14 protein-coding genes are annotated in these 13871 nt (G+C 64.7%); 9 read left to right on the plus strand and 5 right to left on the minus strand.

Annotation, left to right across the window (positions count from 1 at the left end):
* Positions 1 to 92 precede the first annotated feature (92 nt).
* The 7 genes from rpsO to AC6I21_RS04400 all read left to right on the plus strand — a co-directional run bounded on the left by rpsO (position 93) and on the right by AC6I21_RS04400 (position 4331).
* Positions 93 to 362, plus strand: coding sequence for a 30S ribosomal protein S15 (gene rpsO, locus AC6I21_RS04370; protein ID WP_054820746.1), 270 nt, complete (start codon positions 93 to 95; stop codon positions 360 to 362).
* Between the two features lie 226 nt (positions 363 to 588).
* Positions 589 to 1521 (plus strand): restriction endonuclease, encoded by a 933-nt coding sequence (locus AC6I21_RS04375; RefSeq protein ID WP_138925880.1) that lies wholly within the window; start codon positions 589 to 591, stop codon positions 1519 to 1521.
* A 182-nt stretch (positions 1522 to 1703) separates the two neighbouring features.
* A complete protein-coding gene (locus tag AC6I21_RS04380) occupies positions 1704 to 2066 on the plus strand; it encodes a hypothetical protein (protein ID WP_246049765.1) in 363 nt (120 codons plus the stop codon).
* 199 nt (positions 2067 to 2265) lie between these two features.
* On the plus strand, positions 2266 to 2583 hold the full coding sequence (locus AC6I21_RS04385) for a hypothetical protein (RefSeq protein ID WP_138925881.1): 318 nt from the start codon (positions 2266 to 2268) through the stop codon (positions 2581 to 2583).
* Positions 2584 to 2634: 51 nt separating this feature from the next.
* Positions 2635 to 3069, plus strand: coding sequence for a helix-turn-helix transcriptional regulator (locus AC6I21_RS04390; RefSeq protein ID WP_138925882.1), 435 nt, complete (start codon positions 2635 to 2637; stop codon positions 3067 to 3069).
* Positions 3070 to 3087: 18 nt separating this feature from the next.
* Positions 3088 to 3495: a VOC family protein gene (locus tag AC6I21_RS04395; RefSeq protein WP_138173286.1), complete on the plus strand. Its 408-nt coding sequence runs from the start codon at positions 3088 to 3090 to the stop codon at positions 3493 to 3495.
* Positions 3496 to 3542: 47 nt separating this feature from the next.
* Positions 3543 to 4331, plus strand: coding sequence for a VOC family protein (locus AC6I21_RS04400; RefSeq protein WP_138925883.1), 789 nt, complete (start codon positions 3543 to 3545; stop codon positions 4329 to 4331).
* Between the two features lie 81 nt (positions 4332 to 4412).
* On the opposite strand, the gene AC6I21_RS04405 is transcribed toward AC6I21_RS04400, so the two are convergent.
* The 5 genes from AC6I21_RS04405 to AC6I21_RS04425 all read right to left on the minus strand — a co-directional run bounded on the left by AC6I21_RS04405 (position 4413) and on the right by AC6I21_RS04425 (position 10920).
* Positions 4413 to 5324 carry an ROK family protein gene (locus AC6I21_RS04405; RefSeq protein WP_217496552.1) on the minus strand — a complete coding sequence of 304 codons (912 nt, stop codon included), beginning with the start codon at positions 5322 to 5324 and terminating at the stop codon, positions 4413 to 4415.
* Positions 5325 to 7085, minus strand: a complete 1761-nt coding sequence (locus AC6I21_RS04410) for a dipeptide ABC transporter ATP-binding protein (RefSeq protein WP_175419323.1) — start codon at positions 7083 to 7085, stop codon at positions 5325 to 5327. It lies immediately after the preceding gene.
* A complete protein-coding gene (locus tag AC6I21_RS04415) occupies positions 7082 to 7990 on the minus strand; it encodes an ABC transporter permease (protein ID WP_138925884.1) in 909 nt (302 codons plus the stop codon). Before AC6I21_RS04415 ends, AC6I21_RS04410 begins: the two co-directional genes overlap by 4 nt.
* Entirely contained in the window at positions 7987 to 8982 is a 996-nt protein-coding gene (locus AC6I21_RS04420) for an ABC transporter permease (RefSeq protein ID WP_138173280.1), read from the minus strand. The genes AC6I21_RS04415 and AC6I21_RS04420 overlap by 4 nt, the downstream gene beginning before the upstream one ends.
* Positions 8983 to 9066: 84 nt before the next feature.
* Entirely contained in the window at positions 9067 to 10920 is a 1854-nt protein-coding gene (locus AC6I21_RS04425) for a peptide ABC transporter substrate-binding protein (RefSeq protein ID WP_138925885.1), read from the minus strand.
* 196 nt (positions 10921 to 11116) lie between these two features.
* Between AC6I21_RS04425 and AC6I21_RS04430 the strand changes: the two genes are divergently transcribed.
* Positions 11117 to 12277 carry an ROK family transcriptional regulator gene (locus AC6I21_RS04430; RefSeq protein WP_138925886.1) on the plus strand — a complete coding sequence of 387 codons (1161 nt, stop codon included), beginning with the start codon at positions 11117 to 11119 and terminating at the stop codon, positions 12275 to 12277.
* 51 nt (positions 12278 to 12328) lie between these two features.
* On the plus strand, positions 12329 to 13870 hold the full coding sequence (locus AC6I21_RS04435) for a M81 family metallopeptidase (RefSeq protein ID WP_281283956.1): 1542 nt from the start codon (positions 12329 to 12331) through the stop codon (positions 13868 to 13870).
* Position 13871: the final 1 nt, after the last annotated feature.

Genomic DNA, 13871 nt, shown 5'->3' on the forward strand with positions numbered 1-13871 from the left:
CTACGCTGCAGTCCGCGGTTGCGTAGGCTTCGCACTGGGAGTCAAAACCCGGAGCACTACCTTGTAAGCGCGGTCCAACTCTAGGAGTTTGTATGGCACTGGATGCCGCAGTCAAGCAGGAAATCATCAAGGCTTACGCCACCCACGAAGGCGACACCGGTTCGCCTGAGGTGCAGATCGCTGTGATGTCGCGCCGGATCTCGGACCTGACCGAGCACCTGAAGCAGCACAAGCACGATCACCACACCCGCCGTGGTCTGATGGCTCTGGTCGGTCGTCGTCGTCGTATGCTCGGCTACCTGAAGAACACCAACATCGAGCGCTACCGCTCGCTGATCGAGCGTCTGGGTCTGCGTAAGTAGTACCCCCTCGCAAATTTGAAATCCCCGGCGCTGCCGTGGGCAAGTCGACGAAAGTCGGATGAGCTCATTGCGGTGTCGGGGATTTCTGTATCCTTGATGACTTGGCAAAGTACGGTAGAGGCAACTGTGTTGTGGAATGTATGTTGTTAGCTGCGCCTTCTTGTGATCCCACCTGTGACATGACCAGAATGTAGAACCTCACCCCTGCGGATCCCAAGGACAAGCAATGAGCGAACCAGTCCCAGAACAAGGACAATCCGAGGTGCCGGTCTGGCCGAAGTTCATTTTGCCTGTGCTGACGGTACTCGAAGATGGAAGTATCGTGCACCGCCGGGATCTGATTCACCGATCCATTGAAGCAGCTGGCCTCTCAAAATCTGCCCGAGAAGAGACCCTCAACTCCGGTGGTTTGCGTGCCGAACAGCGACTGGGCTGGGCCTTCAGCCACCTGACCAAGGCCGGATGGATAGAACGGCCAACGCGTGGCAACTACCGGATTACCGAAGCCGGCCGCAGATGGGCAGCAGAGCATCCCAATGGATTGGACTCACTCTCGGAAGCCAACAAGATCTTCGAACCATTTTGGCCCCAGGGAAAGAAAACGGCGCTGCCCAAGGATGAAGCCGTCTTGGTACAGGTAGTGGATGATCCCATCGAACAGATCGAATTCGGGATTAACAGAATCGCCAAAGATGTGGGGGAACACCTGCTGACGCGCTTACGCGACAGCCACCCCGATTTCTTTGAAGAGGCCGTCGTCAAGCTGTTGCTGGCCATGGGCTATGGAGGGGCCGAGCAGCGTGGGCGACGTATAGGCGGTACCGGTGACGGGGGAGTCGCTGGCGTCATTGACCAGGACGCCTTGGGCCTGGAACGAATCTACGTCCAGGCAAAGCGGTACAAGGAAGGCAACAGCGTCGGGCGCGAAACAATCCAGGCATTCATCGGTGCACTGCACGGATTTGGCGCGAGCCGCGGAGTCTTCATCACCACCAGCACATTTACCCAGCACGCTCGTGACTACGCATCCGGGATCCAGTCGCGGGTCATCCTGATAGACGGGAAGAGACTGGTTTCCTTGATGATTAAGTACCGGGTCGGTGTTCAAGTAAAGCAGACATACGACGTCGTTGAAGTGGACGAGGATTTCTTCGACTAGCAGGGCTGAGGCACAGAGCTAACTTCCACCCGGCCGCGGGGACAGCAGAGGAAAGCATCGGGCCGACGCTCAGCGTTCGCTAAAGCGAGCCAAGCTGGTTATCGTGGTTGGCACGTACCTCCACGGCTGGAGCGTGGTTTTCCTGCACGGCAGGCTCCAGCCAGTAACGAAGGGTTGAATCCATGCCGGAAACTGCAATGTTCGGAATGTCTTCTCGTCTCAAGGTCTTCGTTGCGGCCTGCTTGGCGACCGGTTCGATCTTTACCGGAGCGAACGGACTGACCATCGTCCCCCTGTTAGCAGCGGCGGCGATGCTGGCCGTGGGGATTGCGGCCACGTCGGAATCCGGGCGGGATGCTCAACTTGTCGTCCCTGTCCTAGGGATTATGGCCAGTACTTTCTCCGTCATGGGCACCGCGTTTGTTCTGACCTCGAACTCGATACTTCCCTTTGGCGCCACCGCTGTCATCGCTGCTGTTCCGGTTCTCGCATGGATTTCTCTTGGCCTGACAATGGGCAGGCCTGGGGCCACCGCCACCGCATAAACCTGGCAACCGTCAGCAGACGGCTCGAAGCGCGCAAACCGGCCGGCCCCTGCGCATAGGGCAATGCAGAACCGGAATGAGCCTTCGACTTTGAAATTCCTGCCCGGTTTCTTGGACTGCGGCGGGGTACTGTTTCCTACCTTATGTTGCGTACGGCAATCTGGCGCTGCTCCTGTGTGGGGTACGCTCAAAGTTGACGATGACTGTGGAGGTCAATGCGATGAGCGCAGTACAAACCACCGAATCCATCCGGTCGCAGCCGTTGAACAAGATTTCTGTTTTTGCATTCGTCATCGCACTTCTAAGCGTTTTCGCCCTTTGGTTCTTCGACCTGGCAACCGTGGCGATCTTCGCCGTCGGTGCAGGCCACGTGGCCCTGCACCAGCTGAAGACCACCCCGGGCAGGGGAGCGCTGCTGGCCCGCTCCGCACTTTTTATCGGGTACACGGTTGCGGCGATATCGCTGTTTTCCTTCCTGATGATGCTTCCGGTCATCATTCAGCGCCTCACGCTCTAGACGCTGCCTTGTCACCGAAACCCCTTCAACAGGACGTGAAAGAATAGCGGCATGGGCGCCTCGAAAGCCGAAGGGCACAAACTCCAAAGCATCGTGCTGATCCGCCGGGTACGCGACCGGATCGACCGGGAGTATGCCCAGCCACTGAACCTTGAGGCGTTGGCGCGCGACGCGCATATCTCCAGCGGCCACCTGAGCCGGGAGTTCCGGCGCATCTATGGGGACTCCCCATACTCGTATTTGATGACCCGGCGAATCGAACGTGCGATGACCCTGCTGCGCCGCGGAGATGTCAGCGTCACCGACGCCTGCTTCATGGTGGGCTTTTCCTCATTGGGGACATTTAGCACCCGCTTCACCGAGCTGGTAGGAGTCGCGCCCAGCGTGTACCGGCATGAGCATTCGCCCAGCAGCCCGGGGATCCCTCCCTGCCAGTCACGGCAGGTCACCAGACCGGTCAGGAATCAAGAAGCCGCCGCGAAATAGCGCTGGTAGCTTTTAGGCATGGACATCAAAATCAACTACGCATTTCTGCCGCACACCGACGGCGAAGCCGCCCTGGGGTTCTACCGCGATGCCCTGGGATTTGAGGTTCGCAAGGATGTCGGATACCAGGACATGCGCTGGATTACGGTTGGTCCGGTGGGCCAGCCGGAAACCTCCATCGTGCTGCATCCGCCGGCAGTGGACCCGGGTATCAACGAGGAAGAACGCGCCACCATCCTGCAGCTGATCGCCAAGGGCGCCTATACGGCGCTGACCCTTTCCAGCGATGACCTTGATGGGCTGTTTTCACGGCTCGAGGCCGCGGGCGCCGACGTGGTTCAGGAGCCCATGGATCAGGATTATGGGGTGCGGGACTGCGCCTTCCGTGATCCGGCAGGCAACCTCATCCGCATCAACCAGGCGTAGGCGCCCCAGCGTCACCGAAAGCCGCCGAACTTCGACAAGGAACCAAAATGCCGCTTCGCCTGGATATGGTTCGGCTCAGATCCTCCGACCCTGTCGCCAGCCACTCCTTTTACCGCCAAGCCTTCGCGCTCAATGACGCCAATGCCACTGATGCCGCCGATACACCGCTGAATATCCACGGTAAGGGTCAGCTGCACATTGTCCCGGGGGAGGGAACACCCCCGGCAAGCCCGGCCTTTGACGGGTATGTCCTCGGTGTCATTCTCCAGCAGCCCACTGATGTGGACCAGCTGCTGGGCGCGGCGAACCAGCAGGGGGCACGGATGATCAAACCGGCCAAGAAACAGTTCTTCGGGGACTACTCCGCCTCCTTCCACGCCCCGCAGGGAGCGATCTGGAAAGTCTCCGCGGCCACCAAGAAGAACTCCGCCACCGGGCAGGCCTCGCCCAAGCCGAATGAGCTGCTGGTCCTGTTGGGGGTTGAGCAGCCCCAGCAGACCGCCACCTTCTACCAGCAGCTGGGAATGCTTACCCGCCACGATTACGGGGACAAGTTCATTGACTTCCAGCTCACCGAGGGCGGTTTCCGGCTGGGGCTGCTGCCGCGCAAGGGGCTGGCCAAGGACGTCGGGGTCAACGACGAGGGCACGGGCCATGACGGTGCCCTGACCCTCTGCCATCATGCGGCGTCCCGCAACGCACTGCAGGCACTGCTGGATACGGCACGAGCCGCGGGAGCCGGGAACGTTCTGGAACCGCACCAGCAGGACGGCCAGTGGCATGCCGGCTTTACCGACCCGGCCGGGTACGGCTGGAAGCTCACCAGCCCGGTGTAGGCAAACCCGCCGGAACACGAAAGTGGCGGCGACTGCGTCCCGATGAGGGAGGAGTCGCCGCCACTGACATGCTGCCGCTTGCTAGGCGGCCACGCTCTCGGCCTGCGCCGGGAACAGGGCCGCGCCGATGGCGACCGCCTCACTGCCCAACTCGCTGGGCAGGATCTGCACCGGATGCCCGGAAATGGGCGGGATCTCCTCCAGCGTGGCGCCGATAACCGGTTCCAGCAGATCCCAGGAACGGGCCAGCCCGCCACCGATCACGAAGGCGGACAGATCCAGCAGCCCTGAAACCACCAGGGCCGCCTGGGCCAGCCCCTCGCCGGCCTCCTGGAAAATATGCTGCGCCGCGCCATCGCCCTGCCGGGCGGCCTGGGCCACCTGCTGGGCGGTCAGCGGAGAACCGGTCATCTCGTAGTAGCGTGCCGCCACCGAGCGGCCCGAGGCCAGGGTCTCCAAGTGGCCGAGCCGGCCACAGGTGCACAGGCGCTCGCCGAAGCCGGGAATGTGCCCGATTTCCGCGGCCGCGCCGTGCTCCCCGGTGAACAGCCGCCCGCCGAGCACCAGTCCGCCGCCGACCCCGGTGCCCAGCGTGATGCCGAAGAAGTTGGGGTGCCCGTACCCGGCCCCGTAGAACTGTTCGGCCAGCACGAATGCGGCCACGTCGTTGCCGATGCTCACCGGCATGGACAGCGCCCGCTGCAGGTTGGCCCCCAGGTGGTAGCCCTGCCAGCCGCTAAACGAGTCGCTGGCCACCCTGACCACGCCGTGCGCGTCAATCACCCCGGCGGCACCGACCCCGGCGCTGATCGGGGTGGCCCCGGACTGGGCGATTGCCTCGACACTGACCCGGCGCACGGCCTGCACCATGGCGTCCCCGCCCTCGGAGGCCGGGGAGGGGGTGGCACACTTGGCCAGCACCTGACCGGCCGGATCCAGCATCACCGCCGAGATCCCGGTGCCGCCGATGTCTATTCCTAGTCGTGCCTTCAACTATTTCCCTTCACTTCCAAGTGCGAGCAGTTCCCGGCGGGCCTGGCGGCGCAGCGCCTGGGCTTCTGGATCCGGGGAGGGGACCGAGGCCAGCAGCTGCCGGGTGTAGTCCTGCTGCGGGTCGGTGAGCACCCGGGCCGCCGGACCGGACTCCAGGACCTGGCCCTGGCGCATCACGCTGACCGAGTCGCACACCGAATGCACCACCGCCAGGTCGTGGCTGATGAACAGGCAGCCGAAGCCGTGCTCCTGCTGCAGCTCCAGCAGCAGGGTGAGCACCTCGTCCTGCACCGAGACGTCCAGGGCGCTGGTCGGCTCGTCGGCGATCAGCAGCTTCGGGGCCAGGGCCAGCGCCCGGGCCAGGCCGATGCGCTGGCGCTGCCCACCGGAGAGCTCATGCGGGTAGCGCAGCGCCGTGTCCTTGGGCAGGCGGACCGCGTCAATCAGTTCGGCGACCCGGCGCTCGCGGAAGCCGCGGCCGGGGTCGGCCAGCTCCTTGCGGTGCATGATCATCGGCTCGGCAATCGAATCGCCCAGGGTCATGCGCGGGTCCAGGGAGCCGCCCGGGTCCTGGAAGATGATGCCCAGCCGGGAGCGCAGCCGGCGCAGCGCCCGGCGGGACAGGCCGGAGATGTCCTTGCCGAACAGTTCCACCCTGCCGGAGCTCAACGGCACCAGCCCGAGCGGGACCCGGCCCAGGGTGGACTTGCCCGAACCGGACTCGCCCACCAGCCCGACGATCTGGTTCTGGTGGATCACCAGCTCGGCGTGGTCCACCGCCCGGATCTTGCGGGTGCCGGAGGTGAAGTCCACGCAGACCTCGCCCATCACCAGGATTTCCTCCCCGGCCGCACGGCGTGCTGCCTCCTGGGCGTCGGGTACGGTCTGGGCGTGGACTTCCCGCTGCTCAAGCTGCATCTGCGGCAGCTTGGGCACCGCGGCCAGCAGCGCCTGGGTGTAGGGATCGGTGGGGGTGCGCAATACCTCGAACGCCGGTCCGCTTTCCACCACGAGCCCGGACTTCATCACCACCACCCGGTCGGCCAGGTCGGCCACGACCCCCATGTTGTGGGTGATCAGCACCAGGGCGGTGTTGGTTTCGCGCACCAGCTGGCGCAGCAGCTCCAGGATCTCGGCCTGCACCGTCACATCCAGTGCCGTGGTCGGCTCGTCGGCGATGATCACCGCCGGGTTGCAGGCCAGGGCGATGGCGATGACCACGCGTTGGCGCTGGCCGCCAGAGAGCTGGTGTGGATAGTTGCGGGCCTTGCCGGCCGGGTCGGGGATGCCGACCTTCTCCAGCAGGCTCACCGCCCGCTCGTGGGCCTGGGCCTTGCTGGCCTCGGTGTGGTTCAGGATCGCCTCGGCGATCTGCGCACCGATTTTCATGGACGGGTTCAGGGCGGTCATCGGCTCCTGGAAGACCATGGAGACCACGTTGCCGCGCAACGTGTCCATCATCGAGTCCGGGCTGCCCAGCACCTGGTGCCCGGCGACCTGCAGGGAACCGCGGGTGCGGGCGGTGCTGGGCAGCAGGCCCAGCGCCGCCAGGGAGGTGATGGTCTTGCCGGAGCCGGATTCACCGACCACCGCCAGCACCTCGCCGCGGTTGACCTCGAAGCTGACCCCGCGCACCGCGTTGACGGTGCGGTTCTTGGTCACGAAGTCCACTTCCAGGTCCGACACCTGCAGCGCCACTTCGGCCGGCTCGGCCGCGCGGCGCGCCCGCCGGGTGGATTCGGGGGTAGGGTTCTGGTTCACTGCTGACCTCGCACATCAAACATGTCGCGCAACCCATCACCGATGAAGTTGAACGCACAAACTACAAGAACAATGGCGATGCCCGCCGGGAAGATCAGCCACCAGGCCCCGGAGTAGACCGAGGAGATGCCCTCGCTGAGCATCGCGCCCCAGTCGGTGGCCGGTGGCTGCAGGCCCATGCCCAGGAAGGAGATGTAGGCGATCAGCAGGATCGCGTCGGCCACCTGGAAGGTCGCGTTGACCACGACGGTGCCGATGGTGTTCGGGATGATGTGGCGCACCACGGCGCGGGTGTTGCTGCCGCCGGTGGCCTTCACGGCCAGCACATAGTCCCGGGTCTTCAGGCTCAGGGCCTCGGCACGGGTCAGGCGCGCGGGCACCAGCCAGGAGACCAGGCCGATGATCAGCACCATCATGGACTCACTGGGGCGCACGATCGCGGAGATCACCAGCAGCAGGAAGATGCCGGGCACCGCGATGCCCGCATCCACGATGCGCATCATCACCGCGTCCACCCAGCCCCCGGCGTAGCCGGCGATTGAACCCCACAGGGTGCCGATCACGGTGGCCAGCACGCCGGCGGCAAGGCCCACCAGGATGGAGGTCTGCCCGGCGACCATCAGCCGGCCGAGCACGTCATAGCCCAGCCCGTCGGTGCCCAGCACGTGCCCCTGCTCCCCGGGGGTGAGGTTGGAGGCCATCAGGTTCGTGGAGACCTGTTCGGTGGGGTACAACAGTGGTCCCAGGAAGCTGAAGAGCACCAGGGCCACCAGGATGGCGGTGCCCAGCACCGCGAGCTTGTTGGAGAAGAACTGGCGCACCGCGCGCCTGGTCGGGCTCATCGCCGCCTCGGCGCTGCGCGCCGGGGTGGCCGGGGCCGTCGGGTTCTTGGTTGTCTCACTCATTTGACGCCTCCACGGGAACGCGGATCGAGGATGAACTGGGTGATGTCGGCCAGCAGCGAGCCGATCACGGTGGCCAGGGAGATCACCAGGATGCAGCCCAGCAGCACCGGGAAGTCGGTGGTCTGTGCCGCATTCCAGAACAGCAGGCCCATGCCCGGGTAGTTGAACAGCTGCTCCACCACCAGCGCCCCGCCGAACATCACCGGCAGGTAGTAGCCGAGCATGGTCACCACCGGGGTCAGCGAGTTGCGCAGCACGTGGCGGGCCACGACCCGCTTCATCGCGGTGCCCTTGGCCCGGGCGGTGCGCACGTAGTCCTCGTGCAGGTTGTCAATGGTGGAGGAGCGCATGTAGCGGGAGAAGGTGGCCACCCCGGCCAGCCCGCTGGTGAGCACCGGCAGCACCATTTCCTTGGGCTGGGCCAGGATTTCGCCCACGGTGTTGCCCTGCGGGGCGCTGGCCGGAAGGATGCCCAGCAGCTGGGCGAAGAACATGATCAGCAGCAGGCCCAGAAAGAAGCTGGGGGTGGAGTAGACCACGAAGTTGATGCCGGTGATGATGTAGTCAAAGGGCTTGTTGCGGCGCAGCGCCTGGGCCATCCCCAGCGGGATGGAGACCAGCAGGGCCCCGCCCACGGCGGCGATCGCCAGGATCAGGGTCTTGGGCAGGCGCTGGGCGATCAGCGAGGAGACGTCCTCGTTCATCACGAACGAGCGGCCCAGGTCCCCGGTCAGCCACTGGCTGACGTAGTTGAAGTACTGCTGGATCAGCGGCAGGTCGAAGCCCATCTCATGGTTGAAGGCCTCGATCTGGGCGGGCGTGGCCGCCTGGCCCAGAATGCCGCGGGCCGGGCCCCCGGGCAGTGCCTGCAGCAGCAGGAAGACGATGACCGACACAATGGCGATCACCACCGCGGCCTGCACCAGGCGTTTGATCATGAACAGCCCGAAGAGGCGGATATTCGAATTATCCCGGACGGCGGTAGTCGTCATCGGTGATAGTCCTTTCAAAAGTTGTGTGCCTGCCCGTGGCCCGGCCCCGCGCAGCGGCGCCGGGCCACGGACACACCGCAGGTATTACTTGTTCCAGCCCCAGCGCTGCGGGAAGAAGTTCCCGGTCGGGTCCTGGGTGGTGCCGGTCATGCCGTCGCGGATCACCGAGACCTGGTAGACCGGGTTGGGCAGCCACATCACCGGCAGGTCCTCGGCCAGCAGCGCCGAGTAGTCCTGCATGATCTGCGGGTCGTTGCTCTCCAGCGCCTTGGTCATCAGCTCATCGGCCTTGGGGTTGGAGTAGTTGCCGAAGTTCACCGAGGCGCCGGTGGCGAAGATGCGCTCCCCGGTCGGGTAGGCCGGGAAGTACCAGGAGCCGGCGGCACCGAAGTAGGAGAACTGCCAGTTGCAGTCCGAGGAGTCGGCCTCACACGGCACGGTGCGGTTGAGCACCGAGTTCAGCGGCGCGCGATCGAAGCTCACCGCGACCCCGGCCTCACGGAAGGAGGACTGGATGGCGGCGAACTGCTTGTCCGCCTCCTCCGAACCGTTTTGCACCATCATGGTCAGCTCCATCTTGGTGCCTTCCTTGATGCCCTCGCCGCAGTCCGAGTCCCCGGCGCCGGCCGACTCGCAGACCAGGATGCCGTCGCTGCCGGCCTTCCAGCCGTGGTCGGCGAACAGCTGCTTGGCCTTTTCGATGTCGTACGGGTAGGGGTTGTTCTTCTGGGTGTCGGAAAGGTAGTGGGACTCGATGTCCTGCGGCACCGGGCCATAGACCGGGTTGGCCCCGCCCATCCAGACCTTTTCGGAGATGGTGCTCTGGTCCACCGAGGACTGCAGCGCCTGGCGCACGTAGAGCTGCTTGAAGACATCGCCCATCTTCGGGTTGTTGAAGTTGTAGGGCATGTAGGTGATGGCCCACCCTTCCCAGGGGTCCATGTTGTAGTTGTTCGCCTGGAACTGCTGCTGCTGGTTCAGCAGTGAGGTGGGAATGTAGCCGTAGTCAATGCCCTTGGAGCGCAGCAGGTTCACTTCGGCATCGGCGGAGGTGAACGGCAGCAGGTTCACGGTCTGGACCTGGGCGGCGTCCTTGCCGTCGTAGTTTTCGTTCTTCTCCAGCGTGACCTTGCCGGAGTTGTCAAAGCCGCCGAGGGTGAACGGGCCGGAGACCACCTTCCACAGCGGGTTGTCCACGTAGTCCGAGATGTTCTCCGATTCCTTCATCAGGAACTTGAAGATCTCCTTGGCGCCCTTCTCGGTGCGGTCCGCGTCCCCGACTTTGCCGTCCTGGCTGGTCTTGGCCCAGGCATGGTGCGGCAGCGGGCGCACGGAAGCCAGCTGGCCGGAGTTCAGCCAGTCCTGGTTGTAGACCTTGTCGAAGGTGACGGTGAAGGTCTTCTCGTCGGTGTACTCCACGTCGGTGATGTTGTCCGGCAGACGGCCTTCCTTGTACCCGCCCCACTGTTCCTTGTTCGCCTTGATCAGGTTGAACCAGAATTCCACGTCACGGGTGGTGATCGGTTCTCCGTCGGACCAGTGCATGTCACGCATGTGGAAGGTGACCTGCTTGCCGTCCTCGGAGTATTCCACCTTGTCGGCGATGCCGGTTTCGGTGTCCATGGCCATTTCGCCCTTGGAGCCGTCGAAGGTGAACATCGGGGACCACAGGGCCTGGTGGATGGAGGAGTTGTGGGTGGCCATCTTGCCGGCCACGCCGATCGGCAGGATCCAGTTTGGCGTGGCGTTCGGCGGCAGGGCGTAGTTCACGGTGTTGGTGTCCACGCCGGCCGGCACGGTCTTGGCCGCGGCATCGCTGTCGCCGTCGGTGGCGGAGTTGGTGTTGCTGTTTGCCCCGCCGCAACCGGTGAGCAGCAGCGCCAGCGCTGCCAGGCCGGCGGTGACGGACTTTTTCATGCGTCTCTGGTCGAAAGCCATGAGTTCCTCGCTAACGGTGTGAGTGGCTGACGATCCGCCGCCAACCTTTATTCAACATCGAACAAAGTATTGATACTTATGATCAAACTATGTGTAGTATAGGTCACGAGAGCTAAGACTTGCACCTGAATCGAAAAAAGTTTTGCGAATCTTGGTAATAGAAAGCGTCGTATGAGCCCAATGAGAGGATGTGTTCATGGCTTCTGGAAACCTGGCGGCGGACATCATCCATCGCATCGCTGTTGAACCAGTCACCCGCTCGGCCCTGGCCCGCGAGTTTGAACTGGCCCCCTCCACGATCTCGGCAAAAGTCAATGAACTGACCGAGGCCGGGCTCATCGTTGAAGGCGGTGCTGCGCTCTCCCGCGGCGGACGCCCCGGCAAGCTGCTGACCTTGCGTTACCAGTCCGGACGCCTTGGGGTGATCTCCATGGGTTCGCGCCACGCGCGGGTTGGGGTGGCGGACATGTCCCGCAAAATCCTGTCCATCCGCGAGGTGCGGATCGATGTCGGCCAGGGCGTGGATGCCACCTTGGAAACTCTCTGGGCTGCGCTGAGGCAGGTGGCGGCCGAGGATGGCGGACAGCTGCTGGCGGTGGGCCTGTGTCTGCCCGGACCGGTGGATGTGGAGCGAGGCGTCGTCGTCTCGCCCTCGCGCATGCCCGGCTGGCACAACCAGCCGGTGGCCGAGATGGCCCGGCAAAAAATGGGCATACCGGTGAACATGGACAACGATGCGAACCTCGCGGCGCTGGGGGAGTACCTGACCCGGGGTGATGACGCCGCCGCCAACTCGATCACGCTGATCGCCGGATCCGGCATCGGCTCGGGCATCATGGCCAACGGCGAACTCTTCCGCGGCTCCTCCTACGCCGCCGGGGACATCACGCACACCAAGGTCGAGGCCGCCGGGGACCGGTTGTGCTCCTGCGGCAACCGCGGCTGCCTGGAAACCATTGCCTCCGGCGCGGCCATCGTGCGCGACCTGGCCGCGGTGGGCACCCACGTCGATGACATCCACGACGTGATCCAGCTGGTGCGTGACGGGCACCCGGCCGCCAATGGAGTGGTGCGCGAGGCCGGCCGGCAACTCGGGCTCGCGCTGAGCACCGTAGTGAACTTCTTCAATCCCGGGGACGTCTACCTCACCGGCACCCTGTCCAGCGCCAGCGTCTACGTGGCTGCGGTGCGCTCCCAGCTTTATGAACGCTGCCTGCCCATGGCCACCTCCGGGCTGCGCGTGGAAGCGGCAATGGCCGGGGCACACGCCGGGCTGATTGGCGCCGCGGAGATCGCCTTGATCGAGTTGCTGAGCCAGCCCAGCCTCCCCGCAGAATTTTCAGACCCGCCGGCCTAGCCGGTGGGCGGCGCTCAGGCGCCACGACCCTCCATGAAAGGAAACCGTCTCGTGAACCCAACCCCTGCAGCACTGAAAATCGGCTTCGGCGGCATGTCGATTGAAGCCTCGAACTTCTCCCCGCACCGTTCGGGATTCGAGGCCTTCAACTTCACCCGCGATGACGCGCTGATGGGCCGGTACAGTTTCCTGCAGCCTGAGCACGAGAACTATGACGCCGCCCTGGACGCCGCGTTCACCGCCATCCCGCTGGTCCACGCCCGCTCCCTGCCCGGAGGCATGGTTGAGCCCGAAGTCTATGAGACGCTCAAGCGCGATCTGATCGCCATGATCCACGAGCACGGCCCGTTCGATGGTTTCTTCTTTGACATCCATGGCGCCATGACCGTGCTGGGGCGCCAGGACGCGGAGGCGGACCTGGCCCGCGCCGTGCGCAGCGCCCTGGATGAGGAAAGCCAGAAGGCCGGTGCACCGCGCTGCCTGGTTTCGGCCACCATGGACCTGCACGGCAACGTCACCGCCGATCTGGTTGAGCAGTGCGACCTGATCACCTGCTACCGCATGGCTCCGCACGAGGATGAGCAGGAAACGAAGCAGCGCGCCCTGCGCAACCTGGTGGATCGGCTGCAATCCGGTGCCGGGGCACCGCACAAGGCGTTCGTGCGGATCCCGGTGCTGCTGCCCGGGGAGAAGACCTCCACCCGGCTGGAACCGGCCAAGGGCATCTATGCCGCCATCCCGGGCATTGAAGCCCTGGACGGGGTCACCGACGCCTCGATTTGGGTGGGCTACGCCTGGGCCGATGAACCGCGCTGCTACGCCACCGTGGTGGTCACCGGTGATGACGCCGAACTGATCGGGCAGCAGGCCACCGAGCTGGGCAAGCGCTACTGGCAGGCCCGCGCGGACTTCAAGTTCGTGGCCCCGGCCGCCTCCCTGGAGGAATGCCTGGCCGCCGCGCTGGCCGAAGACGCGCCGCGCCCCTACGTGATCTCCGATTCCGGGGACAACCCGACCGCCGGCGGATCCGGGGACGTGACCTGGACGCTGCGCGAACTGCTGGCCGATGAACGGCTCATCGGGCAGGATTCCCCGCGCGTCGTGGTCGCCTCGGTCTTTGATGCCCCGGCCGTGGCCGCGTGCTTCGAGGCCGGACTGGGTGCCGAGATCAGCCTGGAGGCCGGGGCGCGGGTGGACCACGTGCATTCCGGTCCCGCAGAGCTCAGCGGCGTCGTGCACAGCCTCACCGACGGGGATGCCACCAGTGGGCGGGTCGCCGTGGTGCGGGTCGGTGGGGTGCACGCCATCATCACCGAACGGCGCAAGCCCTACCACACCCGTTCCGACTTCGCCGCCGCCGGGCTGCAGGCCACCGACTTTGACCTAGTCGTGGTCAAGATCGGCTACCTGGAACCGGAACTGTTCGACCTGGCTGAAGGATGGATGCTCGCGCTGACCCCCGGCGGCGTGGACCAGGACCTGCTGCGCCTGGGCCACCGAAAGATCGAGCGTCCCATGTTCCCGTTCGACCAGGACATGGAAGACCCGGACCTTGGCGCCCAGCTGTTCGCAGCCCGCCCGCACGGAGCCTAGC

The organism is Glutamicibacter sp. St.4D3 (assembly GCF_059728615.1).

What these genes read in the sequence shown, in the direction of transcription:
- AC6I21_RS04430 (WP_138925886.1), top strand. Translation starts at nt 11,117, where the DNA reads ATGGCTTCTGGAAACCTGGCGGCGGACATCATCCATCGCATCGCTGTT.
- AC6I21_RS04380 (WP_246049765.1), top strand. Translation starts at nt 1,704, where the DNA reads ATGCCGGAAACTGCAATGTTCGGAATGTCTTCTCGTCTCAAGGTCTTC.
- AC6I21_RS04415 (WP_138925884.1), bottom strand. Translation starts at nt 7,990, where the DNA reads ATGAGTGAGACAACCAAGAACCCGACGGCCCCGGCCACCCCGGCGCGC.
- AC6I21_RS04425 (WP_138925885.1), bottom strand. Translation starts at nt 10,920, where the DNA reads ATGGCTTTCGACCAGAGACGCATGAAAAAGTCCGTCACCGCCGGCCTG.
- rpsO (WP_054820746.1), top strand. Translation starts at nt 93, where the DNA reads ATGGCACTGGATGCCGCAGTCAAGCAGGAAATCATCAAGGCTTACGCC.
- AC6I21_RS04420 (WP_138173280.1), bottom strand. Translation starts at nt 8,982, where the DNA reads ATGACGACTACCGCCGTCCGGGATAATTCGAATATCCGCCTCTTCGGG.
- AC6I21_RS04375 (WP_138925880.1), top strand. Translation starts at nt 589, where the DNA reads ATGAGCGAACCAGTCCCAGAACAAGGACAATCCGAGGTGCCGGTCTGG.
- AC6I21_RS04400 (WP_138925883.1), top strand. Translation starts at nt 3,543, where the DNA reads ATGCCGCTTCGCCTGGATATGGTTCGGCTCAGATCCTCCGACCCTGTC.
- AC6I21_RS04390 (WP_138925882.1), top strand. Translation starts at nt 2,635, where the DNA reads ATGGGCGCCTCGAAAGCCGAAGGGCACAAACTCCAAAGCATCGTGCTG.
- AC6I21_RS04395 (WP_138173286.1), top strand. Translation starts at nt 3,088, where the DNA reads ATGGACATCAAAATCAACTACGCATTTCTGCCGCACACCGACGGCGAA.
- AC6I21_RS04385 (WP_138925881.1), top strand. Translation starts at nt 2,266, where the DNA reads ATGACTGTGGAGGTCAATGCGATGAGCGCAGTACAAACCACCGAATCC.